Genomic DNA, 26,744 nt, shown 5'->3' with positions numbered 1-26,744 from the left:
TGCCCCGCAAATGAGGTCTAAAATTTGATTCTCGTCCAAAAGGACCATTGATATCTTCGGTTTCATTTTAATTTTTGTTTTTTATTGTAACTCCTTGACTTAAATTCCCGGTTTTTCCGATACATTATTTTAAACGATGCCATACTTTCAGCTTTCCTTAAAGTATCATCTTCGGAGGGTGACCCCTTGAAGTTCGATGACGTTGAACATTTCAAAGAATCTATCATACATTCGGTCTCCATATCTTGCTTTATACTCTTCTAAAGTACTTACCACTGTTTCACCATAATAATTCAGAGTAAGAATTGTTTGTGATTTTTTAACATATCTTTCGCTCAACACCTTTTTCATGATGTCCACGCTTCCGTAATTTTTTGCCATGTCTTCTGACAATAAATCATCAAACGCGTTAAATCCCAACTCGTATCTTTTGTAGAACAATGACAAATGATAGTCTCTATCAGCATCTTTACTGTGTCGGTTTGCTGCTTCAAAATGCTTTACTACTTCATCAACTGAATTATATTTGAACCTCAAATCATATCTTCTCAAAAGCTGATCTGTATCTTCAATGTCTTTTACATATAGTGGGTTTTCTGAACCATACTTGAAAATTTCGTAAAAGGTTCTTAAAATTGCAGTTTTTCCTATTCCAGGTTCTCCAATTATCGCAATGCCTTTATCAAAACTTGGAACGCTGATTTTGTTCAATAATGGACTGTTAAAAAAAGAGCGTCTCTTAAGAAAATAGGCTATCAACGTGTAAACAAGGGTTTCAGCTTCTCTATTATTTGCAGTTTCATCAAATTCTTTTTTGTTAACAATGGGAAAGTTCACTTTGAATGTATTGTACAAACTTTCTGCTTTCATAGGCTTAAGCTCCGGTAATACTATTTCTTGTTTTTTAGGTAGAGAATCAATCATTTTATCAAAATCGTTTTCATACTTTATCAACAATTCTTTATATTTCTGAGCAACAGGATGATCCGGATTATTTAAAAGCAAATATTCGATTGCTCTTGTTAGCAAAGGAGTTTCAACCTCTTGTGACTGATTGTCTAAGCCCGGTGCCGTTTGCTCTGGTTTTTGAGTTGCTTGCTTGTCCATTTTTATTTCCTTGTTTATTAACGTACCACTCGTATTCAAATCCCTGCCATCCGTAAACCCTGCAGGCCTTAATTGCTTCTGAAAATTGGAAATTATGCTTTTCACATTCAGTTACTACCAGATTAATCGCATCTTCAGTAAAAACTGCTCTTTTCTGCTTCCGTACCTCCATCCATTTTTCAGCATCTTCTTCATCGGCCCCCAATTCGATTAGCTTTTTTTTGAAATCATCTTTGGTAAAAATCTTTCTTTTTTTTTCCGGAACTTTTTTTTCTTTTTTAGAATCTGGAGGAATAACAAATAGTTCTCCTGAAATTTCTTTTGTTATATTTTCTTCTTTTGATTCTTTTTTTAAAAGAATATTATTTACATTCTCATTTATATTTTCATTTACATTTATATTTACATTAGGGGTTTTTTGGGTTTCATTTAAACCCAGTGGGTTTTCTGGGTTTTGTTCGGTTTCATTGGGTTTTGATTTCTCCGACTGGGTTTTCTGGGTTTTTGGCGGTCTCCCTCCTTTTGATCCATTAACTCTATTCCTATTCACTACCTTTTCCTTATAGCCTTCTCGCATATTATCCAGCTGTTTTTTCACAAAATTCCATGTTGGAGCAACAAATGGATTTTCACATTCTTGATCTTTTCCGTATTCATAATTCGTGAACAATTCCCAGAATACTATCTGATTTTCAGCAGACATAGGAGTGATTAAAAAAAGCCAGTCCTTTAGAAAAATTACACTGTTATCCTTGTCTTTCATCGTTTGGCTTTTTACTGTTCTTTCTGGAAATAAAGCTGGTAAAATTTCCCTTTTTCGTCTTCTCCCTGTTCAAGTAATTTTTTATCTCCGTGTATATGGATCTGAAAGTTTTTATCAAGCTTAATGACAGATTTGAAATGACGTTTTACTTTTTTTACAGCTGCATTGTTGATTTCAAATTCTTCTGAAATATTTACTTGCATTTCATACTCATAATCTGCCATAAAATCAACAAAACTTTGAATAACAGTTTCATCAGACAATACCTCATTCACAAATTCACCAAACTCAAATTGTTCTTTTTCCATGAAGTATGTCAGTGAGCTTTTTAGAAAATTAACCTGATCAACTTTTGTTACTTCATATTCCTGGGGAAGTTGTTTTGTTACGTAGTCTTTGAAGACCATTAACAACTCGTTTGTGTGAAAATAATCATCCTCCCTTTGTTTGATGTGAAGGAAATCTTCAAACCAGTAGTACATGTCTCCGTTTTTGTTATTATCAACGGCTGAAATGACATACCCAGTTTCTTTTCCTGTATTGTAAATAAGGGCTGCCTTATCGATTTTATTAAGGCTCACACCTTGATCTTTTTCAATTTCCAGAACGTCATTAGCATAAGAGAATTTTAAGATTGATTCTCTCTTTTCTGTTTTGAAAATTCCTATTTGGGTGTTTTCCGGTTTTTCGCTTTCAAAAAGGACCACAAATAATTCGCCTCCTGCAATGCGTGGGTTTTCAGCAGCATCAAATAGTGTTTTAGCTATTGACTCCGCTTCAAACAAGAAGGTTTCCGGATTTTCAAAAATTGCAAAAACTGATCTGTAAACATCATTGTTTGACAAGTATGAATCGCTGTAGAACTGATATGTTTCATCTGATTTTAATGAACTTAAAAAGAAGTCTTTTAGCTCTTCTGTAGTTTGTTCGTTTAATTGCAATTCTCGATGGGAAAGAAGCATTCCTTCACCGTTTATTTTATTTCCTATTCTATGTGTGATAACTTTCATTTTGATTGATTTTTGATGGTTTAAAATTTGTTAGCTTAGTTTGCTAAATCCTTGTGTGTAATTTTCCATGCTGAAAGGGAATTGAAGAATTTTGATTCACCGCTTGGATTTACCCATTCACGACCCTTTATATTTATTCCTACTCTTACTTGATCACCTGGTTTGAAATGATCTAAAAGATCAACTCTATCAGCGGTTATTTCTATCAGTAGCGGTTGCGGATATTGTTCCTCTGTGACTAAAACAAATTCTCTTTTCTGGAAGTTATTTCCAAATGTTTGTGTTTCGGAAATTTCTCTTATTGTTCCTATTAATTCCATATTAACACGTGTTTACTTCAGTTCATAACTTTTTCCGGATTCCTTTAGCTCTTTAGTTCCTACCGATAAATCAAATAGTTTTTCACCTTCAACATCAACACCTTTGAAAACAATTTTCTGAGCCCAGAAACCCTTCATTCTAACTTTATTTTGACCTTTATAGGCATATGTAAAACCATTGATTATAATCTGCTGGTCTATCTTTAATTCATTTACTTTCATGATTATCTTTTGATTATTTTTTTCTTTCCGGAAATTTTACTGAGTTGATATTTTTCAGATAGTTCTGAATCCCTTTCTAATTCTAAGTTGTGGAAATTGCAGCAGGGCTTCCATGTAGATACATCAAGGTAATTTTTCCCCCACCTTCCGGCCGTATGCTCCACTGTATCAGCTCTATTATTGCAACCCTGAACAAAACATTTTTGGTTTCCTGGCTGCGCTAAAAATTGTAGACGCTTAATCAGATATTCCCGGTTCTCTTTCTTCCTTTTGGCTGAATATTTAGGAATCGGTTTTCTCGGAACGTTTTCCTTGTGTTTATTTTTTTCAGCATTGACTTTTGCTCGATGTAATTTGTAATGAAAACTATTACACCTTCCAGCTGTTATTGGTTGGTCCCGTGTTCCCGGAGGACAATCACAGCATTGACCTATTTTTTGCTTTATAGTACTGTTTGTCATGCTGTTTGTTCTTGTGGTTTCCAGAATGATTGAAATCTTATCAGATCAGGACTGTCAGGAGTTTTCAATAGTCCGTCACCCATACCTGCCAATGTTTCCGCTCCTGCATCATCAATAACCACCCGGCTGTCAATTTCCTTTGGAACTCTGAAGCAAATCATTAGCGAGTAATTTACTTTGGCATCTCCGGTGATGATTTTTGTTGAAGCTCTTTGCGTTGCATCAATTCCTCTGAATCCAACTGAACGGCCTTTCTGCTTGATGATTCGCATGTTTTCCTCTAAACTCTTGAGTTCACCCGTTTTTTGTCTTTGCATTTTAGGAGGGCCTGCAACTGGGAATCCAAACGCGTCTTTAGTGGGTCTATAGTTTCCAACTTGAACCATACTATAAATGTCAAGATCTTTGCCTTTTCTCGATGCAGCAATAGCATCGGCGAATTCATCAAACACTATAAGTATTTTCTTTTTCTTTCCGGCTTTGATAAGAGAATTCATTTCTCTGACTAAACTTTCAACTTTGTTTTCAATGGCTAAAATTTCATTGTAAACTTCTATTTTCTCATGTGATGCATAATCCATAAATTCAAACTTTGGATCAAGAATCACAATCTGTTCAACTTCAGGGATTAATTTTGCATATTCTACAATGCTAATCAACTCAACAGATTTCCCAGATCCGGCAGCGCCGCACGTTAATACAAATGGGGTAGACTGATTATCTAAGTCCCAATAAAGCGTTCTTTCAAAATTGTCTTTACCAATGGGTATTTTTTGCCCCTTTAATTCAGATTCGCACCAGATTAAATCTCTGTCTCTTTTTTTGGCAGTTTCGACCTGCAGATAAGATTTGCCTTCGTAAACTTTCAGATCCTTTGGAATTCTGACATTGGGAACATTTAGAGCGTTTGCAATATCAAGTTTATGTCCTTGGATTGATGCTATTTTTGTTCCGGCGGAAACTTCCAGAAGGAAAGTGTTTGAGGAATATCCATTGAAGGTGTGAGCTACCTGCGTGTGAATTCCGAATGTTTTTAATATATGTTCTACTTTTTGTTGTGGTTCCATGTCTAAAGTGCTTAAATCGTATTTAATAAAGGATGCAGCGTTTGATTTGAACTTCTTGATTATTTTTGGAGAAATTGTTGTGGTTGATGAGTCTCGTATTTTTCTCAGTCTCTTTTTAACCATTTCTTTGTTAACCTCGGTTTCATCAATATCAAATTCATCAATTTCACACATTCGTGTCTTTGCCCAGAAATCATATAATTCTGCTTTATCAACTAAATTATCTTTGTCATTGATCAGGTAAACATAATCTGGATTAGAAACGGCCTCTATAAGTCTTTTTAAGTTCTCGTAAAGCAGATCTTCATACAAGGCCCGAGTGTCCACATCTAATACAACCATGAACATATTTAATTGATTCTCTCCAGATCTGTTTTTAGAGTATTTATTCTCACAGAACCAAGTTTCATCAACTGCTAATCCGGAATAAGCTTCATATGCTTTTACATAAGCTATTGCTTGCTTACCTATTGAAAGGCGTAAATCTTCTTTTGAAGAAAAGGCATTCTTACTTTTATGATCTATTATTACTATCTTACCCTCATGTGTTTCAATAACTAAATCGATGATAGTATTAAAAGGAAGGGGAATATCAACACCGTTGATCGTTAGAAAACTTGTGTTCGAAATCTCAACGTCCAAGACTTTTGCAACGTGATCTTCATAAATTGATTTTTCCACATAAAAGTTTGCTAACAATGCAGTTGTAGTTTTAACTGCCTTTATCTTTGCTTCAGCCATTGTTGGCGTTGTTTTCTGAAGCTTCCATTTATTCGCAGGAAAATTATCTATGAAATCAAACGCAATGCTTTCAAGCTCTGGAAGACTTAACTCATATCCATCTTTTTTTGCTTTAAAATATTGGCTTAATGCTTCATGATATGCATTTCCTGCAACACCAGACGCTGATGATTTGCTATGATATCCATAAATATTCATCATTTCAAAGGCTTTTTCATTTCTGGAAAACAAAGCAGCTTTTGAGTAAGAAACAGATTTAATAATGAAATTACTGAAGTGTTCCTCTAATTGATCCTGGGTATATGATTTATAAATACTCATGGCATAATTATTTTAGGTTCGGCTTTCTTACGTCTCGGCTTTTTCTCTTCATACTTAACTGTCGAATTGTTAATTGTTCTCGGTAAAACATTTTTATCAAAAATCAATTCTGATTTATCTGAAGCAATTCTTTTGCATTCTGCTAAAATTTGATCACCTTTTAGAATATTTCCCGATTCATCACATGGTGCTGGATAACCGTTATCCATTTTACATTTTATCGTTATTTCGCCAAGTTCATAAGCTTCTTTATTAATACCCCAATGAACTGCAGCACGCTTAACGCTATCTGACGTTTCTCCTTTTGACGGGTCCGAAAAACTTTCAGTTCCTGAATCTCCCTTCCAAATCCACTCCTCGCCAATCTTAATTCCTATCTTACAGAACTGTTTTCCCTTGCATTCAAAATAATCTTCCTGCCAGTTTTCAGGTTTAACAACCTGATCAAGCCTTTCATAAACCTGCCTTGCATCTATATACCCAACAATTACCATATGTGTAGGATCTACATTATCCGGAAGTAGGCCTTTTACTCTCCACTTCAATTTAAACGGCTCTTTTAATCTGTACAATTCACTTCTTTCTGCTCCCATCTTACATGAATTTTTTGATTACTTTTTCCATATCTTCATTTTCAATCAATCCTCCCATTTTGGCAAACCATTGTTGAAACTCTACTGCATCATTTATTTCTCTTGCGTGGGGTAGATTATCTTTCTTGTTGTCGATAATCATTTTCTTCCAACTTCTTTTTCTATGTATTTTTCTCATGGCTGACAGGTTTTTTTAAATATTGAAGAAATTCTCTGTGGTAGAATCGGAAGAATCCAAAAAACACATAAATGAATATTGGAAAAACAAAAGTGATCGGTTCCTTACTTTCTGAACAGATGAAAATGTAGATCGTATTCAGAAACAAAATAATGTTTAATGCTGTTTTCATAGTGAAATTAGATTAGGTTAAAATATTTAGCTTCCTCAGGTTTTAGCATTGGCTTTATCACCTCAATATCACTCGGAGACAATTCAGATATCTTTTTCTTCAAGGTCTTTTCCAAGTCACTCCAGAACTTCCAATAGTTCATGTCATCACTTCTTTGATAATCCATATCCATCGCATTGATGTTTCTGGCTATCTTCTCAGCTCGTTGCTGGGAAATTTTTTGCCCTTTTGTTTGGTTAATAGGGTTCATTTGTCTTACATTTGTTCTCATAATTCAAAACTTTTGATTTTAAGGCCGTCTGCGGGAACAGATGGCTTTTTTTATTTTCTATAGAATTTTGCTCTTATTTGAGCGTCTAAATCTTCTGTTCTTTTTTTTCGCTTCCTCTGGACGGTTCCCACGCCGCCCAGGAAAGCTATCATTTCGGCCTTAACGGAGGTAGAATATGATTGTATCTTTTTCGCCCATGATTCCATTTGTTCACATTTAGAAATGATTTCTTTTGCTAGTTTCTCAGTCATGGACTTTTAGTAGTTGTGTTCGATTTTTAATTATTTTTTTTAACGCATCTACGCACTCAAAGTGGTTTTTTTGGTAAACTCTGTAGAATGCTGATTGAGCTGATTTAGTCGGAATATTTAACATTTCGGCTATAAGCTTCCAATCACCCCTTCGCTTGTTTTTTAAAATCTCCTTAAGACTTTGTATGTATGCTTTTTCTTCTGGAGTTTTTGGACATAGTGAAAATGGGTTTTTCGCAATTTTTTTTATGGGGGTTTTTACGGTATTTGTTATTTCTGTCATGTCATGTGGTTTTTTAGTAGTACTTTTGTACTATTGTTATGGCAAATATACTACTAAAAGTGTAATAAAGAAATAAAAATTACATTTTTAGTAGTAATATTTACTAACTATTTGATAATCAGTGTAATAATTTTACTTTTATTGCTGAATTTGTATAAAAATTATGATCATGGCGGAAAATGATACTACTAAAAATGTAAATTTAGGTACTATTAATAGCAGAATTAAGTACTTTATTGAAAGTATTTTACGAATAACACCAAATGAATTTTCACGAAATATTGGTAAAAATCGTTCTGATTGGTTGTATCGAATTTTAAAAAATGAAGTAGAGCCAGGACCAAAGACATTAAACCAAATTTTTGAAGTTTATCCTGAACATAAGGTCTGGATTTTAACTGGTGAAAAAGCTAACGAACCGGAAGAGAATTTAAGTAATACTTCCTTCGAGAATTTAAAAATAGATGATAAGCTTACCGAAATTTATAAATTGACGCTTGGAAAACTTAGCATGCAGGAAAAGGATATAATGTTATTAGATAGAAAGGTGGATATTCTAAATCGGCAAAATGAATTAATGATGAATGAAATAAAAAATCTGAAGAATCTAATACAGGAACTTATAGACCACTAAAATAAAAGGCCTCCAATCTGGAAGCCTTAATTTTTTGCTATTTGGTAATTTTGGGTTACACCGAAAGCGTTTTTGTTTTTTACAACAATGTAACCTAATTTATTTGCTATTTTCTGAATGCAATTAAATGATACTGATAAGTGTTCATTCATTTCATTTTTAATGAGCTTTAGTTTTACGCCATATTCTGCATCATCGATAAGCCCCTTTTCTAAGTCATCCCATAATTCATCACTCAGAATAACCAATATTCTGACATGATCTACTTTACTAAGCGCCTTCATTCGATCTTTTTTTTGATAGAAGTGATAAGGTTCTTTCCAAGGTTTTCTCCTTAAATTCGTCTACTAATGCAAGTTTTTTTAAGTATCTCTCTACGAAAAATACAATTACACCTATAGCAACAAATATGAAAAATACTGCAGCTTCAGCAAAGAAAAAAACCTCGTTCTTGTCAAGGAAAATAAAATTAAGTATAAAAGCTAACTGAAAATAGCATGAAATAAAGAAAGTATAATAACTATATCTATGTGCACCAAATTTAGTGCCTATAAATATAAACATATATGCGAATGGCATTGAAAGGAAGAAAATACACGAGTCAAGGTCTAAATTCCTTGCTCCGGAAACATTGTTGAAAACTACCGATGTTGTATCATAAAAGTGTTTTACAATATTGTTCAAGAATGGAAGTAAAGAAGACAACAATACTAATATTGTTGCCATTCTCTTTATCATGATCTTACCACGGTTTATCCGGTTTGGTTGGGTCAACGATTGGGTCTTCTCCTGTATCATTATTTGGGTCTGTTGATCCTGTTGTCGATTTTGGTCCATCGCCAGCATTAACCTGGATGGTATCACCAATTTTTGAAACAGCACCTGTTTTGTTATTAGTTTTTAGTTTTCTCAAATCCAACTTCACTGGACTTTCTGATTTTGCTGTACTTTCTTCATCACGATCTGAAGTACATGAATACACTGATGCGGTAATGATGGCCAGTAAAAAAGTAACTCTAACGGTTTTCATAGGTATAATTTTATAAATTCCTGATAAAAATAGTTATTTCTTTACAATAATTACGGCTTGACCTACATGTATTGTATTCCAAATATATTAAATTATGTTATACAACGCAGAAAAAAAATCATTTATTGTGGAATTAATCACAATATAGACTGATTATTAACAGATAATTTTTTTTATATATTTGTTCCGTTATGCAACATATTTCCTTAAAAAAGGTAACATTAAGGGTAACATTAAGCAAAAAAACAACAAATATTAATCATAAGTTGATTTTTTAATGTGCTGATTTTCAGTAATATTTAATTCTGGGGGTAGATTTAAACTTCCTTGGTAAGGAAGAGGTCACGGGTTCAAGTCCCGTAGTTGGCTCTCGATTTTCCCGAATTTTCTTCGGGATTTTTTTATACCCAAATTTGGTGTTAGAAAATTAGAGGGAAACAATTTTGCACTTCAAGAGATCTTATCGTTAAACATCTGCTTAGATAAAATGCTCAATTGATCTATCCAAACATTTTCGCCTGAAATTTTTAAAGATCAAATGGAGATGGGCTATGAATTTTACTTCCGCTTTACAATCACAATCATAAAATTTTCTTTAAATTCGTGTAAAATAAATTTTTGATGAATATTCTTTTACTGGAAGATGATCTCATTCTGTCTGCAGAATTGTGCAGATTTTTAGAATCAAATAATTTTAACTGTGATAAGATCTATGACGGAGAAACTTTTCTCCGCCAGATAAAAAACAGTAGTTATGATCTGTATTTACTCGATATTAATGTTCCTAAAATAAATGGGCTTGATGTCTGTCAGACGATCCGTTCTTTTGACAAAAATACTCCCATCATTATCATTTCTGCCTATGGAGATATTTCTGATAAAAAAGATGCCTTCACAAGGCTGGCCGATGATTATCTGGTAAAGCCTTTTCAGTTTGAAGAACTTCTTTTAAGAATCAATTCACTGCTAAGGAGAAAAGCGCCTTCTGATAATTCCGATCAGGATATTCTAAGAATTGATGACCTTATTATCAACAAAACAGAACAGAAGGTGTATCGCGGAGGAAATGAAATAACGCTTACCCTTAAAGAATTCCAGCTGTTGGTTTATCTTGCGGAAGCGCAGGGAAGAACGGTTTCCAAGCAACAGATCACCGAACATGTATGGGAACACAATTTCAATACAAATACCAATACGGTGGAAGTTTATATCAATTTCCTGAGGAAGAAGATCGACAAAGATTTTAAAATAAAACTTATCCACACCCGTTCAGGTTTCGGATACTATCTAAGCCCACTATAAATGTCTTTAAAAAGAAAGATCGCTTTAACGATAAGTATAGCCTTTTCATTATTATTTGGAATGGTGATGGCGGTCATTTATTTATCTTTTAATGACTTCAGAAGAGATGAGTTTAAAGAAAGATTCAGGCAGAGGCTTGAGTTTACTTCTCATTTCATCTCAAAATCTAAAGACTTTGAAGAAGAAGCTCCCGTTTTTTTCAATGAAAATTCAGATAACATTCTTTTGAATGAAAAGATTTTAATTTTTAATGAGAAAAAAGAACTGATCTACAGTACGATCAAAGACCGAAATGTCATCTGGGATAGTGCCATGCTTAAAGAGCTGGATAAAAAGAAGATTATCTATACAGAAAAAACTGTCCCCGAAATCTATGCAGCACTCAGGAATATCAACGGTGAAAATTATTATATCCTTACCAGTGCTTTTGATACCAATGGGAAATCGAAGTTAGGATATCTTAAATATCTTTTGATTACAGCGTATGTGATGAGTACCATGCTTATTGGTTTCTTCAGTTATTATTTTGTGGAAAAGTTTCTCCGTCCTCTGGAAGATCTGAACAAAGAAATTTCTGAAGTTACGGCTCATAAACTCACCACGCAGATTCCCGTAGAGCAATCCAATGATGAAGTAAGTGTTCTTGCCAAATCCTTTAATACAATGATTGGAAGGCTGGATGATGTATTTCAGTCACAGAAAGATTTTACGGCCAGTGCTTCGCATGAGATCAGAACTCCTATTACAAGAATGGCGTTTCAGCTGGAAAACCTTATTAAGTTTGAAAAACATTCTCCGGAAACCCTGTCTTCCTTAAAACAAATTCAGAGGGATGTATATCAACTGTCAGATCTGACCAACTCTCTTTTACTGCTGACCAAATTTGATAAAGAAAATATTCAGAGTATTTATGAGGAAGTGAGAATCGATGAAGTTATTTTTGAAGCTTTTGAAGCGGTGGAGAAAAGTTATCCACAACTTAAGCTGGATTTTCTGATCAATGAAGAAAGTTCTGAAAATGCTTTTCTCACTATAAAAGGAATTCAGTCGCTAATGGTAATTGTATTTATCAACTTGTTTAAAAATGCAGCAGTGTATTCGGATAATACCGAAGTGAATGTTCTGATCACTGAAACCAATGATAATCTTTCCATCGAAGTTATTTCCCATGGTAATACTATTTCTGAAGATGAGCAGGCTAAACTGTTTGAAGCTTTCACGAGAGGAAATAATGCACAGAATATAGCGGGGTCAGGATTAGGTCTTAGAATTGTCAAAAGGATTCTGGAATATCACGATGCAGATATTATATACTCTTCACCTGAAGATAATATGAATAAGTTTACCCTATTTTTTAAAAAATAAATGAAAAGCAACTGATAGGAATACAGTTGCTTTTTTGTTAAACTCCTGATTGATTTTTTTAATAAAAATTCAATAGTTGGAGAAAAATTAACTGATTTTACCTGGTGATTCATTGTATAAATGGCCTGTTCAAGCCTATTTTAATATTTTTTTAAGCGTCATTTAAGTTTCTTTTAATCGCATCAAAGCAATTTTGTAATTTAAAAAGAAAAATAATGAACAGAATTGCAGTGCTGTGCCTCGCCGTTTCCTCATTCATGGCGGCACAACAGCAAATGTCTCTTTTGGAATGCGAAGAAGCTTTTCAGAAGAACAACCTCCAGCTGCTCGCCGAACAATACAACATCAATATGGCTGATGCAGATATTCTGCAGGCTAAAATCTGGGAGTTGCCTCAATTGAGCGGGCAATTCAACGCTTACAATCCTCAGGACAAAAAATTTTTTGATGTAGGACATTCTAAAGGAGCAGGTATTACTCAATTGATTTACATGGGTGGCAAAAAGAAAAACGAAATCGCTTTTGCCAGATCCAATAAAGAACTTGCTCAACTTCAGTTTTCACAATTGCTGGTAGATTTAAGATCCCAGCTCCGTTCTGCCTATTTTAATCTTTACTACGAAAAATTAAAGCTGGAGAATACTAACAGGCAGCTAGGGTATATGAATGATCTTTTAAATGCCTATCGTGTACAGTCAGCAAAAGGAAATGTTTCCCTTAAAGACGCCGTAAGGCTGCAGAGTATTGTAATTCAGCTTAATCATGATAAACTGGAGATCAATAAAAATATTCTTGGTTTTGAACAGAATCTGAAAGTTCTGACAGGTGTTTCTGAAGAAATAGAACCTACGATGTCCGAAACCGAAGCTAAAGAAGCGCTTGCTGCGCAGCCTTTTGGAGATGAAGAAGAACTGAAAAGCAAAGCACTGGAAAATAATGCAGATTACCGGTATAATTTGAAGCTTATTGATAATAGTAAGCTGTATGCACAATGGCAGAAATCATTGAATGTACCGGATGTTACCGTAGGCGCTGCATGGGACCAGGCAGGAGGAACCTTCAATAACGAAGCGAATCTGACCTTGGGAATTCCTTTGCCGCTATGGAAAGCCAATCAGGGAAATGTTGTAAAAGCAAACTATGCCATTCAGCAGAATCAGAAAAATGCAGACTTTCAAAAACTGACTCTCGAAACTAAAGTTCAATCTGCCTATAAAACCTGGAAAGCACAATATGACCAGCTTCTGGATGTGAAAACGACAGATCTTCAGAATATGGAGCTTGTTTACAACGGAATGCTGAACAATTTCAGAAAAGGAAATGTCAACCTGATCGAGTTCACAGACTTTATGGACAGCTATAGGGAGACCGCTCTTCAGATCTATGATATGAAAAATGAGATCATGCAATCTGCAGAACAGCTTAATCAACTAGTACAAACGAAAATCTTCTATTAAAATGATGAAAACATATATTATCCCCGCATTAATGATTCTTTCATTAATGGCCTGTTCCAAAAAAGAGGAAGACAAAAATATTCACACAAAAAAAGGATTTGAGCTCAGTAACACCATGCTGAATTCTATTTCCCTGGCAAAAGTTGAAAAAAAGAATATAGAAGATGAATACAGCTTTTACGGAAAAATATCAGCAGACAAAAACAGTTACATAGATGTTTACCCTTTAGTAGGAGGAAATGTGATGAGTGTTAATGTGGAATTGGGTGACTATGTGAAAAAAGGACAGGTACTGGCAACAATCAGAAGTACAGAGCTTGCAGAGATCCAAAAGGATGTAAGTGATGCAAAAACAGATCTTGTGGTCGCCAAAAATAACCTCCGTGTTGCCAAAGAGCTCTACGAAGGAAAGCTTAATACAGAAAGAGATGTTCTGGAAGCTAAAAGTCAGTTACAAAAAGCAGAAGACCAGTTGCAGAGGGCCGCAGCGGTAAGTACGGTTTACAATGTGAAAACCGGAAACATATATAGTGTGGTAGCACCTATCAGCGGATATATTGTTCAGAAAAGTATCAATAAAGACATGCAGCTGAGAAGTGACAGAAGTGATAATATTTTTGATGTGGCCAACACCACCAATGTATGGGCCATTATGAATGTTAATGAATCTGATATCGATAAGATCAGCCTTGGAATGAAAGCACAGGTATCCACACTTTCTTATCCAGACAAAGTTTTTGATGGAAAAATTGATAAGATATTCAAAATTATTGATCCGCAGACTAATGCCATGCAGGCAAGAGTCGTATTGGATAATGCCAATGGACTTTTGATCCCGGATAGTAAAGCCACAATAAAAGTTTCCAGTCTGGAAAGCAACTCTACACTTACCGTTCCATCCAAAGCAGTGATTTTTGATGACAATAAAAGCTTTGTGGTGATTTTTAAATCCAGAACAGATGTAAAGATCAGAGAAATCAAAGTATTAAAGCAGGTGGGTGATGTCACCTATATTGCAGACGGTCTGAAAGAAGGAGAAGAAGTGATTACCAACAACCAGCTGCTGATCTACCGTTCGCTGAACAGCTAGTCTTATTAAACCATTAAGAATATTCACTTTTTTCTTTAACGGCTTTTTTAGGTCATCAATGTATCTATCATGAATAAATTCATAAAAAATATAATCGCTTTTTCATTAAAAAATAAAGCATTTACCTTTATCTGGGTAGCGATTTTAGCCATCTCCGGTTTTATAAGTTTCAAAAATATGCCTATTGAAGCTTTTCCGGATGTAACCAACACCCAGATTGTAATCATCACCCAATGGAATGGACGTAGTGCAGAAGAAGTAGAACGTTTTGTCACGACACCCATCGAATTGGCGATGAGCCCGGTTCAGAAAAAGACAAGTGTAAGAAGTACCACCATGTTTGGGCTTTCTATTGTTAAAATTCTGTTTGACGACGGGGTGGATGATACTTTTGCCAGAAATCAGGTTAATAACCAGTTAAGAACCATTAGCCTTCCTGATGAGGTAGACCCTGAAGTACAGCCACCCTACGGGCCAACCGGTGAGATTTTCAGATATACGCTGGAAAGTAAAACCAAAGATTCACGTGCATTGCTTACCCTGCAAAACTGGGTAATAGACCGTGCTTTGAGAGGTGTTCCCGGAGTAGCGGATATCAACGTTTTCGGAGGACAGGATAAAGTTTTTGAACTCAGTATTGATCCCAGAGCATTGGATAAATACAATCTGACACCCCTTCAGGTATATGATGCGGTAACGAAGAGTAACCTGAATGTAGGCGGCGATGTTATTGAAAAAAATGGCCAGGCTTATGTCGTAAGAGGGATTGGTCTGGTAAAATCTGTAGCCGATATTGGAAATATTACCATCCAGAATGATAGCGGAAATCCTGTTTTGGTAAAAAATGTAGCAGAAGTTCATGAAAGCTCTATGCCTAGAGTAGGACAGGCTGCACTGAATCATCATGACGATACCGTGGAGGGAATTGTTGTGATGAGAAAAGGGGAGAACCCGAGAGAAGTACTGGTAGGAGTGAAGGCTAAAATTAAAGAGCTTAACGAAAAAGTACTTCCCAAAGATGTTAAAATGGTCACTTTCTACGACCGCGACAATCTGATGGATTTCACTACGCATACTGTAATGCATAACCTTATTGAAGGAATTGTACTGGTAACGGTAATCGTTTTAATCTTTATGGCCGACTGGAGAACTACGCTGATTGTTTCCATCATCATTCCTCTATCCTTGCTGTTTGCATTTTTATGTTTAAAACTGGCCGGGATGAGTGCCAACCTGCTTTCGTTAGGTGCCGTAGACTTCGGGATTATCATAGACGGAGCCGTCGTCATGGTGGAAGGCCTCTTCGTAATGCTGGATCATAAAGCGAAGCGGTACGGAACGGAGAAGTTTAATAAACTGGCAAAAGGAGGCTGGATCAAGCAGACCGGAACCGGACTGGGAAAAGCAATCTTCTTTTCGAAATTAATTATCATCACTTCCCTGATTCCAATTTTCTCATTTCAGAAAGTAGAAGGGAAAATGTTCTCTCCTCTGGCATTTACCTTAGGATTTGCATTAATGGGAGCATTGATATTTACCTTAACATTAGTACCTGTTCTTTCCCATATCCTTTTAAATAAGAATGTAAGAGAAAAAAATAACCCGTTTGTTAATTTCTGGGACAGAATCGTTTTGAAAGGCTTCAATCTAACTTTTAAGCACAAAAAAATGAGTATGATCGTGGCGATCTCTTTCCTGGCAGTTACATTGTTTTCCGGTAAATTTTTAGGAACAGAATTTCTGCCTCAGTTAAATGAAGGTTCATTGTGGATCACTGCCGAAATGCCAATGAGCTCCTCATTAAAAGAATCTCTGAAAACAGCAGACCTTTTAAAGAAAGACATCATGAGCTTCTCCGAAGTAACTGATGTTCTTGCACAGACAGGAAGAAGTAATGACGGAACCGACCCCAACGGATTTGGATTTGTACAGTTTGCGGTGAACCTTAAGCCAAGAGAAGAATGGAAGCGTAAGATTACTTATGATGAACTGATCAATGAAATAGACCAAAAGCTCAGAAGTTATCAGGGAATTACCTTCAACTATTCTCAACCGATTTCCGATAACGTGGCAGAAGCTGTGGCAGGTTTTAAAGCCGAAAACGGAATCAAAATCTACGGTGATAACCTGGAGACCCTAGACAAATTAGCTCATGAAGTTTTATTAAAAATTAAAGATGTGAAAGGGGTAAAAGATCCGGGAATTATTAAAAATATTGGGCAACCGGAAGTAAGTGTAGTTTTAGATAGAGATAAAATGGCTGCCTACGGAGTAATGCCTGCAGATGCACAAGCCGTGCTGGAAATGGCATTTGGAGGGAAAACAGCCTCTGAAATGTTTGACGGGGAAAGAAAATTCCCGATTCGTCTTCGTTATTCTCAGGAATACAGAACCAATGAAAATGACATTGCTGCTTTGATGGTGCCTACACAGGATGGAGCAAAGATTCCTCTAAAAGAAATAAGTACCATTGTGAAAGATAACGGAGCCGCATTTATTTACAGAGACAATATCAAAAGATATATTGGGGTTAAATTCTCCATTCGTGACAGAGATTTAGGGAGTACCATTGCGGATGCCCAGAAAAAAGTAGAAACTATTGAGCTTCCTGACGGCTATTCTGTAGGATGGACAGGTCAGTTTGAAAACCAGCAGCGTGCCTCACACAGGCTGGCGCAGGTAGTACCCGTGAGTATTCTGATGATTTTCTTTCTGCTGTTTATTCTGTTTGGGAATATGAAAGATTCTCTTTTGGTATTAGCAAATGTACCCTTTGCTTTGATTGGAGGAATTATTGCCTTACATGTTACCGGAATCAATTTTGGAATTTCCGCCGGAGTAGGGATGATTGCTCTTCTGGGCATTTGTATTCAGAACGGTGTTATTCTCATCACAGAGTTTCATCAGAATGTTAAAGACGGAATGGATATAGATACGGCCATCTTAAATGGAGTGAAATCCAGAACCCGGCCTGTCATTATGACAGCGCTTATGGCTTCCATCGGATTGATGCCGGCAGCCTTGTCTACAGGAATCGGATCGGAGTCTCAGAAACCATTGGCCATTGTCATTATCGGAGGGCTGATTACCGCAACTGTGCTTACCCTGCTTATTTTCCCGATTATCTTCTGGATCTTCAACAGAACAAAAAAGCTCAGTCAGATTTAATTAATCTTTCATTTATATATTAGTTAGAAGCGCGGAAAACAAAGTTTTCCGCGCTTCTCCATTATTGAAATAAAAAAAGGATGAGTTTAAAATCCTAATCCCACTGCAAAAGCTTTTACAGGATTGGGATAGTCAGAAACGGAAGTGGCAGCGCCTGTCATTGTATTAACAGTATAAATTTTTGTAGATGAACCTACCGATGCCATTAAGTAGGCTTTCTGGCTCATACTTCCGATGTCAAAACCATTAGTACTGGTAATATTGATTCCTAAAGAACCTGTCTCAACTAAAGTCCCGTTGTTGGGTGGGTTTTGCTGATATAATTTATCTGTGTTATGATCAATGACGAACAGGGTTGTAGCAGTAGCTCCTGCAAAGTTATTGGTGTAGGCTGCGGCACTTATCATTGGGCTTCCCGGATTCAATACTAAATCTGTAGCGGCAATAGTTCCGTCATTAGGATTAATCCGAAGATTCTGGCCCGTATTGCTTACCACTCTTATTCTGTCCACCGTGGGATTAAAATCAAAGCCGAAATCTGTTCCGGAAAGTAAGGTTACAAAAGGAGAACTGCCGACAGCGGTAGCAGCACCTGTACCTAAATTAATAGTATAAATCCTGCTTGAACTTCCCAAAGCATACAACTGTCCGTTGGCAGGACGGAAATCTATTCCTAAAATATTCTCACCACTTTGTAGTCCTGCCATAGTCTTGGAAACAGGCATTGGACTATTCGGATTGAAAATCTGAAGATTATTCGAATTGTCAATGGCATAAGCTACTGGTTCTGTAGGAATGGCAATATCGATTATTCCCTGCTGGAGTGATCCTATGGAAGTTGCTTTTCCATTATTCAGATCAAGAATATGCAGTTTGTCATTGAAAGCTAAGAGAGCAGTACTGTTATCATATTTGATATCAAAAGCTGCCTGTCCTGTAAAAGTGGTTCCAAGACTTCCAACCTCTACCAAAGTTCCATTGTTGGGAGGATCCTGTTTGTATAATTTCCCCAACATCGGATCAATATCATATAAAATAGTTGTAGCAGCTCCTGCTTTACTGTTGGTATAGGCTAATCCTGTTATTGAAGGGCTTCCTGTTCCATTAATAGTAATATCAGTAGCAGCAACAGCTGCGGTTTCCGGATGTAAACGCAGATTTTGTCCCGAATTACTCACCAGACGAATTCTGTCAACGGTAGGATTGAAATCAATAGAAGCTATTGTTCCGGAGATCATAGGCGTAAATGCTGTTGAGCTTACTGTTCTTGCTGAAGCATTGGAGGTATTGATGATATATAATTTGCTGGCATTGGATAATGCATACAATTCCCCTGTGGCAGGTCTGAAGTCTATACTTAATAGTTTTTCTCCTGAGGCAATACCGGTTACAGCTGTTTTTGAAGTAAACATTTTGGGGTTGTTGGTATTAAAATAAACAAGTTCGTTCATTGCTGTAATTCCATATACCATAAGATCCGGTCCTTGAGGTATATTTTCTGACATACTGTTTTCATCGGAATGATCACATGAAAATAATGTTGTAATAGCAAAGAAGGCTAAATACATGTGTAATAGTTTTCTCATAATATTAATTTTAGTTGTTATCTTTATATGTACGAGAAAAAACTTCATTGGGATTTATGGATATAGGTAATGATCAATATTTTTTTTGTCTGTATATCCTGTTCATAATTAATGAGATAGTTTATATTTTTAATAAAACGTTTCTAAGGATTTTTTCTATTCGGAAAAATGTGTAAATTTGCAGTCTCAATACGTTAAATATAAGGTTTGTCCTTCACTGGATGAGAATATTGAAAGTTTTTTTAATAAAAAGTTTTTGGTATTTAAAAATTCATTATATTTGCACACCGAAAATTTGAAAAACAATAAATAAATAATTTTAAATCATGGCAAAGGAAACGTTTAATCGTAACAAACCACACTTGAACATTGGTACTATTGGTCACGTTGACCATGGTAAAACTACACTTACTGCAGCTATCAGTAGTGTATTAGCTAACAAGGGTCTTGCTGAGAAGAAAGATTTCTCTTCTATTGACTCTGCTCCAGAAGAAAAAGAAAGAGGTATCACTATTAATACAGCTCACATCGAGTACGAAACTGAAAACAGACACTATGCACACGTTGACTGTCCAGGTCACGCCGACTATGTTAAGAACATGGTAACTGGTGCTGCTCAGATGGATGGAGCGATCTTAGTATGTGCTGCAACTGATGGACCAATGCCTCAAACTAGAGAGCACATCCTACTTTGCCGTCAGGTAAACGTACCAAGAATCGTTGTTTTCATGAACAAAGTTGACATGGTGGATGATGCTGAGCTTTTAGAGCTTGTTGAACTTGAACTTAGAGATTTATTATCTACTTACGAATATGACGGAGATAACTCTCCAGTAATCCAAGGATCTGCTCTTGGTGCTCTTAACGGAGACGAGAAGTGGGTTAAGACTGTTGAAGAATTAATGGATGCAGTTGATACATGGATTGAGCAGCCTGTTAGAGATCAGGATAAGCCATTCTTGATGCCAATCGAAGACGTATTCTCTATTACAGGTAGAGGTACTGTAGCAACTGGTAGAATCGAGGCTGGTGTTATCAACACTGGTGATCCAGTTGATATCGTAGGTATGGGTGATGAGAAATTAACTTCTACTATTACAGGGGTTGAGATGTTCAGAAAAATCCTAGACAGAGGTGAAGCTGGTGATAACGTAGGTCTATTGTTGAGAGGTATTGAAAAAACTGACATCAAGAGAGGTATGGTTATTGCTAAGAAAGATTCAGTTAAGCCGCACAAAAAATTCAAAGCTGAGGTTTATATCCTTTCTAAAGAAGAAGGTGGACGTCACACTCCATTCCACAACAAGTACCGTCCTCAGTTCTACGTAAGAACTACTGACGTTACAGGTGAGATCTTCTTACCAGAAGGTGTAGAAATGGTAATGCCTGGTGATAACTTAACAATCACTGTTGAATTACTTCAGCCAATCGCTCTTAACGAGGGTCTTAGATTCGCGATCAGAGAAGGTGGTAGAACAGTAGGTGCAGGTCAGGTAACTGAAATCATCGACTAATCAACATCTAAAACAATATAAAAAGCTTCCGTAAGGAACACTCTTTACGGAGCTTTTTTTAACTACGGGCATCGTCCAATGGTAGGATACCGGTCTCCAAAACCGTTGATCAGGGTTCGAATCCTTGTGCCCGTGCAAATATAAATTATGAGTTCATTTGTCGATTTTTTAAAAGGTTCTTATAACGAATTCAGACATAAAGTTGAATGGCCAAAATGGGCTGACCTTCAGTCTTCTACAATTGTAGTGACTATTGCGACAGTTATTCTGGCTTTATTTACCTTTGGAGTTGATGAATTGTTTTCAAAAGCAATCAGCAACATCATAGGAATGCTAATCAACTTGTTCAATTAATAATTAAGTATTTTCCATAATGAGCGAATTGAAATGGTATGTGCTGAAAGCAATCAGCGGACAGGAAAATAAAGTGAAAAACTATATTGAGACAGAAATCAAACGTCTAGGGTTTGAGCAGTACGTTACTCAAGTGGTTATTCCTATGGAAAAGGTGATCCAGATTAGAAACGGTAAAAAAGTTCCTAAAGAGAGACCTTACTATCCTGGCTACCTGATGATTGAAGCTGACCTGATGGGAGAGATTCCTCACGTTATTAAAAATATCCCGGGAGTTATTTCTTTCTTGAGTTTAACAAAAGGAGGTGACCCTGTTCCAATGAGAAAATCAGAGGTTAACAGAATGCTTGGAAGAATGGATGAACTTTCAGAATTTGCAAGCGATGTTGAAATTCCTTATGTAGTAGGTGAAAACGTTAAAGTAATCGATGGACCTTTCAACGGATTCAATGGTACAGTTGAGAAGATTCTTGAAGACAAAAAGAAAATTGAAGTTTCTGTATTGATCTTCGGTAGAAAAACTCCAATGGAATTAAGCTACATGCAAGTAGAAAAAGTATAATACATTACTTATAAAATATAAAAGACTGCTTTTAAAGCGGTCTTTTTTCATATATATACTTTTCAAATATAATTTCTGGTGATGAATTTTCTATTCAATTTTTTTAATAAATAACTCCATAGTCTTATTTATTCATAATGAAATATAGGCATGTAGTTTTTATATTTTTTCCCTGTTGTTAGAGTTTTTTTAAGTTTATTAATATTATTTTGTCGATTTTCAAATTTCACAACTCTGTTGGTTACTTCTATAGTGTACTTTGCTTTAATTTAATTATCACCATTCAGTGATCATATTTTCTTTTCAAGCATTGAGTTTTTTTTAATTGGTTAATTCACCTTCAGATGGCATACTTCTTGCAACCAAGCTGTTAACTAATCCACAAAATTTTATATTTTTTTATTTCATACCCTGGTTACAGAGGTATAAGCAATGTATATTGTTTAAATAAATATAAAATCCGGATTAGCTAAACAAAACACAAGTCTTATATAAACACATAACCCAATGACAAAAATTATTTCGATGATCACTCTGGTGGGTACATCTGTACTCATGAGTGCGCAGGTTGGTATCAATACTGCGACACCGGAAAAGGAGCTTACCGTGAATGGTACAATGAAGACATCAGGAATTGTTTTCAAGCAACCTCTGGAAAAACTGAAAGCGGACGAGAATTACACTTTCATTATTAAGTCTCCGGCTCCGGAAAACAAAATTACAGCGTACAATGATTCTTTTGTACCTAATTCACCGGCACCTATTAATCTTATTCAGTTCAAAATTACCTGTGATCCTACAGACAAGGATTGGGTAAATCAATTTGACACAAAGATCAATTCCAGCAAGTTTTTGGTGGTAATTTCTTCTTTTGGATTTACACAGCCTACGAGAACGTATTCTGCAGACTGGCTTACTCCAATGCCTCAGATCTTTGCCTACTCTTCAGGAGGGACATGGAAGCTTAAGGCAGATTACCAGGGATTCGCTCCTGATAATTCTTTCCCTACAGGTGTCTGGACACTGAACTTATTGGTGTTCGACAGATCGTATGCCAAAGATTTTAATTCAACACAAAGCCTTAGTGGGGCATCTACTGGTGCTGCAACAGCTCCATTAATTCAATAAAAACATAAACTCTATGAAAAAAATTATTGCGATACTCTTTACGGGTTTTGCTGCTTTAAGCATAAATGCACAAGTAGGAATCAATACTACAACACCTAAAGGAACGTTGGACGTTGAAGGGGAAACATTAGTAGAATCCTATTTAATAGATACTGAAAATACAAAGGCAGGCGGAAATTATCTTCTTCTTACCCGATCAAAAGATTCTTCGCCGGTAGGTAAGGTAAAGCTGCTGGATATATCGCTCCGTAATGTAGCACCTGTAAATATGTATAATGTTGTATTGAAAAATGTGAGACAGGATGAAGTGGTAAATCTCAATACAGGATTAGATGCGGGTAAATATGTGGTGGCTATTACAGGTGCTGTTTTTACAGGAGCGGTTTCGGCAGCGAATACCACCACCAGCCCAAAATCGTATGGTTCCTACGCCACTGAAATTACCCAGGTAACCAGTGGAGGTAAAAAATACCATGCTATTAATTTGGCTTTTAAAGGAGCGGGAACTGTTTCTTCTATCAATGGAACCTGGACACTTACTCTAAATGTATTTGAAAAATCATTAGTGAAAGACTGGGGAACTTTTAACGGTTCTGTTTCAGCATCTGCTTCACCGGGATATTCGGGAGTATCAACCAATACGCCTTTAGGGCTTCAATAAAAAAAACTATGAAAAGAAAAATTTATATCACAATAATCATGTGCCTTGGGATCTTTTTGAATGCCCAGAAAGGAAAAGTAGGGGTGAATACAGCCAATCCTACAGAAACACTTGATGTTAATGGAAAAACCTATACGAATTCTCTGTACTTAAGAAATCCAGGAGAACCTACCATGACAGGAGGTAGCTTTTTAGCAACTTCACAGAATGCTTTACAGTTGTATGATCCGGCTCTGGAAAGCAGCGGATTGTTCAATTACCTTAAGCTTACTCTTACCGGCGTACCTGGGACAGGAATTACGGATTATGATACTAAAATTGATGCCAACAACTTTTTGGTTATACTTCACAACTATTCGTTTAGGCTGAATGATGGGAATACCAGCGTCATGCTTGATTACGGAGACAATGGTGTGAATGACAATAAACAGGGATCGCCGGATGTTGTGGCTTTCAAAAGTAACGGAACATGGCACGTAAGAGCAAGATTTACGGATAGCAGAATGATTGCTACCAACACCTCTACACCATCAAGAACTTATAACAACTTCACGGTTGACCTTTACCTGATGGCCTACAGAAGATTGATTGAAAAACAAAATATCAACGACATCAATGATGATCTTGGAGGAAATGACGGTTCTACAAAAACAATTAATAAACCTTCCGGTTTTTAATCAGTCTTTCCTTTTAAAAAAATTGTAAAACGGTTATTGAATGCAAATAACCGTTTTTTATTTTTTGGCTGTATTTTAAATTGTAGAATAATAAGCAAAGATTTATTTTTCTAAAACTTTTTAAAAATCAGCAATTTCCGTTTGCTATTTCAAAAATATTTTATACTTTTGCAGTCCAAAAAGTAGGTTTATTGTTATGTGAGTGCATAACCTACTGAATAATAAATGCTTCCAAACTCATTAATTATTCAAATTTAAAAAACAAACAATGGCTAAGAAAGTCTTTAAAATGGTAAAGCTTCAGGTGAAAGGTGGCGCAGCTAACCCTTCTCCACCAGTAGGTCCAGCATTGGGTTCTGCAGGTGTGAACATCATGGAGTTTTGTAAGCAATTTAACGGAAGAACCCAAGATAAGCCAGGGCAAGTTTTACCTGTAGTAATTACAGTATACGAAGACAAATCTTTTGAATTCGTTATTAAAACTCCACCTGCAGCAATCCAGTTAATGGATGCAGCTAAGATCAAGGGAGGTTCTGGTGAACCAAACAGAAACAAAGTAGGTTCTGTAACTTGGGAACAAGTAAAGAAAATCGCTGAAGATAAAATGGCGGATCTTAACTGTTTTACAATGGACTCTGCTCTTTCTATGGTTGCAGGTACTGCTAGATCTATGGGATTAAGAGTAACAGGAACTAAACCAACTAACGCTTAAAACTTAAAGAAATGGCAAAATTAACTAAAAAGCAAAAGGAAGCTTTAAGCAAAGTAGAAAAAGGAAGAATCTATAACCTTGAAGAAGGTTCAGCTCTTGTAAAAGAAGTGAACACTACAAAGTTTGATGCTTCAGTAGATATCGCTGTAAGATTAGGTGTAGACCCAAGAAAAGCAAACCAAATGGTAAGAGGTGTTGTATCTCTTCCTCACGGTACTGGTAAAGATGTTAAAGTATTAGCTCTTGTAACTCCAGATAAAGAAGCAGAAGCTAAAGCTGCTGGTGCTGACTATGTAGGTCTTGACGAATATTTACAAAAAATCAAAGAAGGTTGGACAGATGTTGACGTTATCGTTACGATGCCAGCTGTAATGGGTAAATTAGGTCCATTAGGTAGAGTATTAGGTCCAAGAGGTTTAATGCCAAACCCTAAATCAGGAACTGTAACAATGGAAATTGGTAAAGCAGTAACTGAAGTTAAAGCAGGTAAAATTGATTTCAAAGTAGACAAGTATGGTATTATCCATGCGGGTATTGGTAAAGTATCTTTCGATGCTGCTAAGATCAAAGAAAATGCTCAGGAATTAATCCAGACATTGATCAAAATGAAACCAACTGCTGCTAAAGGAACTTATGTGAAGAGCATCTATTTGTCTTCTACAATGAGCCCAGGTATTGCAATTGATACTAAATCTGTTAACTAATAATAATCCTTAAGACAATGACAAAAGACCAAAAAGTTGTAGCAATACAAGAGATCAAAGATTTGCTTCAGGATGCAAAAGTAGTATACGTAGCAGATTTAGAAGGTTTGAACGCTGGTAAATCTTCAGATTTCAGAAGACAGGCTTTCAAGCAAAATATCAAAGTGAAAGTGGTAAAAAATACACTTTTACAAAAAGCAATGGAGCAAATTGAAGGAGTAGATTACTCTGAAATGTTCCCATCTTTCAAAGGAAACTCAGCGTTAATGATTGCTGAAACAGCAAACGCTCCTGCGAAATTAATCCAAGGATTCAGAAAGAAAGAAGAAAAGCCAGCTTTAAAGTCTGCTTTTGTTCAAGAAACTTTCTACGTTGGTGACAATAACCTAGATATGTTGGCTAACATCAAGTCTAGAGAAGAAATGATCGGTGAAATCATCGGATTACTTCAGTCTCCAATCCAGAGAGTTGTTTCTGCTCTTCAAAACAAACCTGAAACTGTAGAAGCTAAAGCTGAAGAAGCTGCTCCTGCGGTAGAGGAAACTCCTGCTGCTGAAGCTCCTGAAGCTGCTGCAGAAAGCACTGACGAAACGCCAGCTGCTGAATAATTACACTCAAAAAATTAAATAAATAATCAACAAAAACATTACAACAATGTCAGATTTAAAAAATTTAGCTGAAACGCTAGTAAACCTAACTGTAAAAGACGTAAACGAATTAGCTGCTATCCTTAAGGATGAGTACGGAATTGAGCCAGCTGCTGCTGCTGTAGTTGTTGCTGCAGGTGGTGCAGGTGATGCTGCTGAAGAAAAGACTGAATTCGACGTAATTCTTAAGTCTGCAGGTGCTTCTAAATTAGCTATCGTTAAATTAGTAAAAGATTTAACTGGTGCTGGTCTTAAAGAAGCTAAAGATATCGTAGACGGAGCTCCTGCTGCAATTAAGCAAGGTGTTTCTAAAGACGAAGCTGAAGCTCTTAAGAAGCAATTAGAAGAAGCTGGTGCTGAAGTAGAATTGAAATAATTTCAATTGTATTATAA

At 36.1% G+C, this 26,744-nt stretch carries 32 protein-coding genes and 1 tRNA gene; 17 read left to right on the top strand and 16 right to left on the bottom strand.

The window, feature by feature from the left end:
* Nucleotides 1-165: 165 nt before the first annotated feature.
* The 12 genes from RAH34_RS04160 to RAH34_RS04105 form a co-directional block, all read right to left on the bottom strand.
* The gene (locus RAH34_RS04160; RefSeq protein WP_306595242.1) at nucleotides 166-1,107 is read right to left on the bottom strand and encodes a hypothetical protein; all 942 of its coding nucleotides are present in this window, start codon (nucleotides 1,105-1,107) and stop codon (nucleotides 166-168) included.
* On the bottom strand, nucleotides 1,037-1,870 hold the full coding sequence (locus tag RAH34_RS04155) for a DUF6291 domain-containing protein (RefSeq protein WP_306595241.1): 834 nt from the start codon (nucleotides 1,868-1,870) through the stop codon (nucleotides 1,037-1,039). Before RAH34_RS04155 ends, RAH34_RS04160 begins: the two co-directional genes overlap by 71 nt.
* Before the next feature lie 11 nt (nucleotides 1,871-1,881).
* Nucleotides 1,882-2,886, bottom strand: a complete 1,005-nt coding sequence (locus RAH34_RS04150) for a nucleoid-associated protein (protein WP_306595420.1) — start codon at nucleotides 2,884-2,886, stop codon at nucleotides 1,882-1,884.
* Between the two features lie 29 nt (nucleotides 2,887-2,915).
* Nucleotides 2,916-3,200 (bottom strand): DUF3127 domain-containing protein, encoded by a 285-nt coding sequence (locus RAH34_RS04145; RefSeq protein ID WP_137904834.1) that lies wholly within the window; start codon nucleotides 3,198-3,200, stop codon nucleotides 2,916-2,918.
* 12 nt (nucleotides 3,201-3,212) lie between these two features.
* Nucleotides 3,213-3,422: a hypothetical protein gene (locus RAH34_RS04140; protein ID WP_306595240.1), complete on the bottom strand. Its 210-nt coding sequence runs from the start codon at nucleotides 3,420-3,422 to the stop codon at nucleotides 3,213-3,215.
* 2 nt (nucleotides 3,423-3,424) lie between these two features.
* Entirely contained in the window at nucleotides 3,425-3,883 is a 459-nt protein-coding gene (locus RAH34_RS04135; RefSeq protein WP_306595239.1) for a hypothetical protein, read from the bottom strand.
* Nucleotides 3,880-6,012 carry a DNA translocase FtsK gene (locus RAH34_RS04130; protein ID WP_306595238.1) on the bottom strand — a complete coding sequence of 711 codons (2,133 nt, stop codon included), beginning with the start codon at nucleotides 6,010-6,012 and terminating at the stop codon, nucleotides 3,880-3,882. Before RAH34_RS04130 ends, RAH34_RS04135 begins: the two co-directional genes overlap by 4 nt.
* Complete coding sequence (locus RAH34_RS04125) at nucleotides 6,009-6,605, bottom strand: Rad52/Rad22 family DNA repair protein (protein WP_306595237.1); 597 nt, start codon at nucleotides 6,603-6,605, stop codon at nucleotides 6,009-6,011. Before RAH34_RS04125 ends, RAH34_RS04130 begins: the two co-directional genes overlap by 4 nt.
* A 1-nt stretch (nucleotide 6,606) precedes the next feature.
* The gene (locus RAH34_RS04120) at nucleotides 6,607-6,783 is read right to left on the bottom strand and encodes a hypothetical protein (RefSeq protein WP_306595236.1); all 177 of its coding nucleotides are present in this window, start codon (nucleotides 6,781-6,783) and stop codon (nucleotides 6,607-6,609) included.
* Nucleotides 6,784-6,962: 179 nt separating this feature from the next.
* Nucleotides 6,963-7,226, bottom strand: coding sequence for a hypothetical protein (locus RAH34_RS04115; protein ID WP_306595235.1), 264 nt, complete (start codon nucleotides 7,224-7,226; stop codon nucleotides 6,963-6,965).
* 50 nt (nucleotides 7,227-7,276) lie between these two features.
* On the bottom strand, nucleotides 7,277-7,477 hold the full coding sequence (locus tag RAH34_RS04110) for a hypothetical protein (RefSeq protein WP_306595234.1): 201 nt from the start codon (nucleotides 7,475-7,477) through the stop codon (nucleotides 7,277-7,279).
* Nucleotides 7,470-7,760 (bottom strand): hypothetical protein, encoded by a 291-nt coding sequence (locus RAH34_RS04105; protein ID WP_306595233.1) that lies wholly within the window; start codon nucleotides 7,758-7,760, stop codon nucleotides 7,470-7,472. Before RAH34_RS04105 ends, RAH34_RS04110 begins: the two co-directional genes overlap by 8 nt.
* Nucleotides 7,761-7,929: 169 nt before the next feature.
* Between RAH34_RS04105 and RAH34_RS04100 the strand changes: the two genes are divergently transcribed.
* Complete coding sequence (locus RAH34_RS04100) at nucleotides 7,930-8,394, top strand: hypothetical protein (RefSeq protein ID WP_306595232.1); 465 nt, start codon at nucleotides 7,930-7,932, stop codon at nucleotides 8,392-8,394.
* Nucleotides 8,395-8,420: 26 nt separating this feature from the next.
* On the opposite strand, the gene RAH34_RS04095 is transcribed toward RAH34_RS04100, so the two are convergent.
* Genes RAH34_RS04095 through RAH34_RS04085 form a run of 3 tightly spaced genes read right to left on the bottom strand, consistent with a single transcriptional unit; the run spans nucleotide 8,421 to nucleotide 9,424 of the window.
* Nucleotides 8,421-8,678, bottom strand: coding sequence for a hypothetical protein (locus RAH34_RS04095; protein ID WP_306595231.1), 258 nt, complete (start codon nucleotides 8,676-8,678; stop codon nucleotides 8,421-8,423).
* Nucleotides 8,665-9,120: a hypothetical protein gene (locus RAH34_RS04090; protein WP_306595230.1), complete on the bottom strand. Its 456-nt coding sequence runs from the start codon at nucleotides 9,118-9,120 to the stop codon at nucleotides 8,665-8,667. Before RAH34_RS04090 ends, RAH34_RS04095 begins: the two co-directional genes overlap by 14 nt.
* Nucleotides 9,121-9,136: 16 nt before the next feature.
* Nucleotides 9,137-9,424, bottom strand: a complete 288-nt coding sequence (locus RAH34_RS04085) for a hypothetical protein (protein ID WP_306595229.1) — start codon at nucleotides 9,422-9,424, stop codon at nucleotides 9,137-9,139.
* Nucleotides 9,425-10,045: 621 nt separating this feature from the next.
* Here RAH34_RS04085 and RAH34_RS04080 point away from each other — a divergent pair.
* The 5 genes from RAH34_RS04080 (at nucleotide 10,046) to RAH34_RS04060 (ending at nucleotide 17,806) form a co-directional block, all read left to right on the top strand.
* Nucleotides 10,046-10,726, top strand: coding sequence for a response regulator transcription factor (locus tag RAH34_RS04080; RefSeq protein WP_114819440.1), 681 nt, complete (start codon nucleotides 10,046-10,048; stop codon nucleotides 10,724-10,726).
* On the top strand, nucleotides 10,727-12,091 hold the full coding sequence (locus RAH34_RS04075; RefSeq protein ID WP_306595227.1) for an ATP-binding protein: 1,365 nt from the start codon (nucleotides 10,727-10,729) through the stop codon (nucleotides 12,089-12,091).
* Between the two features lie 215 nt (nucleotides 12,092-12,306).
* Entirely contained in the window at nucleotides 12,307-13,548 is a 1,242-nt protein-coding gene (locus RAH34_RS04070) for a TolC family protein (RefSeq protein WP_306595226.1), read from the top strand.
* A gap of 4 nt (nucleotides 13,549-13,552) precedes the next feature.
* Complete coding sequence (locus RAH34_RS04065) at nucleotides 13,553-14,638, top strand: efflux RND transporter periplasmic adaptor subunit (protein WP_306595419.1); 1,086 nt, start codon at nucleotides 13,553-13,555, stop codon at nucleotides 14,636-14,638.
* Nucleotides 14,639-14,707: 69 nt separating this feature from the next.
* Nucleotides 14,708-17,806: an efflux RND transporter permease subunit gene (locus RAH34_RS04060; RefSeq protein WP_306595225.1), complete on the top strand. Its 3,099-nt coding sequence runs from the start codon at nucleotides 14,708-14,710 to the stop codon at nucleotides 17,804-17,806.
* An 86-nt stretch (nucleotides 17,807-17,892) separates the two neighbouring features.
* Here RAH34_RS04060 and RAH34_RS04055 read toward each other — a convergent pair whose 3' ends face one another.
* Nucleotides 17,893-19,392, bottom strand: coding sequence for a DUF4394 domain-containing protein (locus RAH34_RS04055; protein WP_306595224.1), 1,500 nt, complete (start codon nucleotides 19,390-19,392; stop codon nucleotides 17,893-17,895).
* Nucleotides 19,393-19,718: 326 nt separating this feature from the next.
* Between RAH34_RS04055 and tuf the strand changes: the two genes are divergently transcribed.
* The 11 genes from tuf (at nucleotide 19,719) to rplL (ending at nucleotide 26,727) form a co-directional block, all read left to right on the top strand.
* Nucleotides 19,719-20,906 (top strand): elongation factor Tu, encoded by a 1,188-nt coding sequence (gene tuf, locus RAH34_RS04050; protein WP_114819435.1) that lies wholly within the window; start codon nucleotides 19,719-19,721, stop codon nucleotides 20,904-20,906.
* A 64-nt stretch (nucleotides 20,907-20,970) separates the two neighbouring features.
* Nucleotides 20,971-21,041, top strand: a tRNA-Trp gene (locus tag RAH34_RS04045).
* A 12-nt stretch (nucleotides 21,042-21,053) separates the two neighbouring features.
* Nucleotides 21,054-21,260, top strand: coding sequence for a preprotein translocase subunit SecE (secE, locus tag RAH34_RS04040; protein ID WP_002976410.1), 207 nt, complete (start codon nucleotides 21,054-21,056; stop codon nucleotides 21,258-21,260).
* 19 nt (nucleotides 21,261-21,279) lie between these two features.
* Nucleotides 21,280-21,822, top strand: coding sequence for a transcription termination/antitermination protein NusG (gene nusG / locus RAH34_RS04035; protein WP_002976412.1), 543 nt, complete (start codon nucleotides 21,280-21,282; stop codon nucleotides 21,820-21,822).
* Nucleotides 21,823-22,329: 507 nt separating this feature from the next.
* Complete coding sequence (locus RAH34_RS04030; RefSeq protein WP_114819434.1) at nucleotides 22,330-22,950, top strand: hypothetical protein; 621 nt, start codon at nucleotides 22,330-22,332, stop codon at nucleotides 22,948-22,950.
* A gap of 13 nt (nucleotides 22,951-22,963) precedes the next feature.
* The gene (locus RAH34_RS04025) at nucleotides 22,964-23,611 is read left to right on the top strand and encodes a hypothetical protein (RefSeq protein WP_114819433.1); all 648 of its coding nucleotides are present in this window, start codon (nucleotides 22,964-22,966) and stop codon (nucleotides 23,609-23,611) included.
* 8 nt (nucleotides 23,612-23,619) lie between these two features.
* Nucleotides 23,620-24,288 carry a hypothetical protein gene (locus tag RAH34_RS04020; protein ID WP_306595223.1) on the top strand — a complete coding sequence of 223 codons (669 nt, stop codon included), beginning with the start codon at nucleotides 23,620-23,622 and terminating at the stop codon, nucleotides 24,286-24,288.
* A 268-nt stretch (nucleotides 24,289-24,556) separates the two neighbouring features.
* Nucleotides 24,557-25,000 carry a 50S ribosomal protein L11 gene (rplK, locus tag RAH34_RS04015; protein WP_047435399.1) on the top strand — a complete coding sequence of 148 codons (444 nt, stop codon included), beginning with the start codon at nucleotides 24,557-24,559 and terminating at the stop codon, nucleotides 24,998-25,000.
* 11 nt (nucleotides 25,001-25,011) lie between these two features.
* Entirely contained in the window at nucleotides 25,012-25,704 is a 693-nt protein-coding gene (gene rplA / locus RAH34_RS04010) for a 50S ribosomal protein L1 (protein WP_002976422.1), read from the top strand.
* A gap of 17 nt (nucleotides 25,705-25,721) precedes the next feature.
* The gene (gene rplJ / locus RAH34_RS04005; protein ID WP_114819431.1) at nucleotides 25,722-26,312 is read left to right on the top strand and encodes a 50S ribosomal protein L10; all 591 of its coding nucleotides are present in this window, start codon (nucleotides 25,722-25,724) and stop codon (nucleotides 26,310-26,312) included.
* Between the two features lie 46 nt (nucleotides 26,313-26,358).
* Nucleotides 26,359-26,727: a 50S ribosomal protein L7/L12 gene (rplL, locus tag RAH34_RS04000; RefSeq protein WP_062675820.1), complete on the top strand. Its 369-nt coding sequence runs from the start codon at nucleotides 26,359-26,361 to the stop codon at nucleotides 26,725-26,727.
* Nucleotides 26,728-26,744: the final 17 nt, after the last annotated feature.

Origin of the sequence: Chryseobacterium sp. WLY505, assembly GCF_030846215.1 — a bacterium.
Taxonomy (GTDB): domain Bacteria; phylum Bacteroidota; class Bacteroidia; order Flavobacteriales; family Weeksellaceae; genus Chryseobacterium.
The sequence above is the reverse complement of the archived record's forward strand: the minus strand, read 5'-3'. Positions and strand labels throughout refer to the sequence as shown.

What these genes read in the sequence shown, in the direction of transcription:
- RAH34_RS04160 (WP_306595242.1), bottom strand. Translation starts at nt 1,107, where the DNA reads ATGGACAAGCAAGCAACTCAAAAACCAGAGCAAACGGCACCGGGCTTA.
- RAH34_RS04155 (WP_306595241.1), bottom strand. Translation starts at nt 1,870, where the DNA reads ATGAAAGACAAGGATAACAGTGTAATTTTTCTAAAGGACTGGCTTTTT.
- RAH34_RS04145 (WP_137904834.1), bottom strand. Translation starts at nt 3,200, where the DNA reads ATGGAATTAATAGGAACAATAAGAGAAATTTCCGAAACACAAACATTT.
- RAH34_RS04140 (WP_306595240.1), bottom strand. Translation starts at nt 3,422, where the DNA reads ATGAAAGTAAATGAATTAAAGATAGACCAGCAGATTATAATCAATGGT.
- RAH34_RS04135 (WP_306595239.1), bottom strand. Translation starts at nt 3,883, where the DNA reads ATGACAAACAGTACTATAAAGCAAAAAATAGGTCAATGCTGTGATTGT.
- RAH34_RS04130 (WP_306595238.1), bottom strand. Translation starts at nt 6,012, where the DNA reads ATGAGTATTTATAAATCATATACCCAGGATCAATTAGAGGAACACTTC.
- RAH34_RS04125 (WP_306595237.1), bottom strand. Translation starts at nt 6,605, where the DNA reads ATGGGAGCAGAAAGAAGTGAATTGTACAGATTAAAAGAGCCGTTTAAA.
- RAH34_RS04120 (WP_306595236.1), bottom strand. Translation starts at nt 6,783, where the DNA reads ATGAGAAAAATACATAGAAAAAGAAGTTGGAAGAAAATGATTATCGAC.
- RAH34_RS04115 (WP_306595235.1), bottom strand. Translation starts at nt 7,226, where the DNA reads ATGAGAACAAATGTAAGACAAATGAACCCTATTAACCAAACAAAAGGG.
- RAH34_RS04110 (WP_306595234.1), bottom strand. Translation starts at nt 7,477, where the DNA reads ATGACTGAGAAACTAGCAAAAGAAATCATTTCTAAATGTGAACAAATG.
- RAH34_RS04105 (WP_306595233.1), bottom strand. Translation starts at nt 7,760, where the DNA reads ATGACAGAAATAACAAATACCGTAAAAACCCCCATAAAAAAAATTGCG.
- RAH34_RS04100 (WP_306595232.1), top strand. Translation starts at nt 7,930, where the DNA reads ATGGCGGAAAATGATACTACTAAAAATGTAAATTTAGGTACTATTAAT.
- RAH34_RS04095 (WP_306595231.1), bottom strand. Translation starts at nt 8,678, where the DNA reads ATGAAGGCGCTTAGTAAAGTAGATCATGTCAGAATATTGGTTATTCTG.
- RAH34_RS04090 (WP_306595230.1), bottom strand. Translation starts at nt 9,120, where the DNA reads ATGGCAACAATATTAGTATTGTTGTCTTCTTTACTTCCATTCTTGAAC.
- RAH34_RS04085 (WP_306595229.1), bottom strand. Translation starts at nt 9,424, where the DNA reads ATGAAAACCGTTAGAGTTACTTTTTTACTGGCCATCATTACCGCATCA.
- RAH34_RS04080 (WP_114819440.1), top strand. Translation starts at nt 10,046, where the DNA reads ATGAATATTCTTTTACTGGAAGATGATCTCATTCTGTCTGCAGAATTG.
- RAH34_RS04075 (WP_306595227.1), top strand. Translation starts at nt 10,727, where the DNA reads ATGTCTTTAAAAAGAAAGATCGCTTTAACGATAAGTATAGCCTTTTCA.
- RAH34_RS04070 (WP_306595226.1), top strand. Translation starts at nt 12,307, where the DNA reads ATGAACAGAATTGCAGTGCTGTGCCTCGCCGTTTCCTCATTCATGGCG.
- RAH34_RS04065 (WP_306595419.1), top strand. Translation starts at nt 13,553, where the DNA reads ATGAAAACATATATTATCCCCGCATTAATGATTCTTTCATTAATGGCC.
- RAH34_RS04060 (WP_306595225.1), top strand. Translation starts at nt 14,708, where the DNA reads ATGAATAAATTCATAAAAAATATAATCGCTTTTTCATTAAAAAATAAA.
- RAH34_RS04055 (WP_306595224.1), bottom strand. Translation starts at nt 19,392, where the DNA reads ATGAGAAAACTATTACACATGTATTTAGCCTTCTTTGCTATTACAACA.
- tuf (WP_114819435.1), top strand. Translation starts at nt 19,719, where the DNA reads ATGGCAAAGGAAACGTTTAATCGTAACAAACCACACTTGAACATTGGT.
- secE (WP_002976410.1), top strand. Translation starts at nt 21,054, where the DNA reads ATGAGTTCATTTGTCGATTTTTTAAAAGGTTCTTATAACGAATTCAGA.
- nusG (WP_002976412.1), top strand. Translation starts at nt 21,280, where the DNA reads ATGAGCGAATTGAAATGGTATGTGCTGAAAGCAATCAGCGGACAGGAA.
- RAH34_RS04030 (WP_114819434.1), top strand. Translation starts at nt 22,330, where the DNA reads ATGACAAAAATTATTTCGATGATCACTCTGGTGGGTACATCTGTACTC.
- RAH34_RS04025 (WP_114819433.1), top strand. Translation starts at nt 22,964, where the DNA reads ATGAAAAAAATTATTGCGATACTCTTTACGGGTTTTGCTGCTTTAAGC.
- RAH34_RS04020 (WP_306595223.1), top strand. Translation starts at nt 23,620, where the DNA reads ATGAAAAGAAAAATTTATATCACAATAATCATGTGCCTTGGGATCTTT.
- rplK (WP_047435399.1), top strand. Translation starts at nt 24,557, where the DNA reads ATGGCTAAGAAAGTCTTTAAAATGGTAAAGCTTCAGGTGAAAGGTGGC.
- rplA (WP_002976422.1), top strand. Translation starts at nt 25,012, where the DNA reads ATGGCAAAATTAACTAAAAAGCAAAAGGAAGCTTTAAGCAAAGTAGAA.
- rplJ (WP_114819431.1), top strand. Translation starts at nt 25,722, where the DNA reads ATGACAAAAGACCAAAAAGTTGTAGCAATACAAGAGATCAAAGATTTG.
- rplL (WP_062675820.1), top strand. Translation starts at nt 26,359, where the DNA reads ATGTCAGATTTAAAAAATTTAGCTGAAACGCTAGTAAACCTAACTGTA.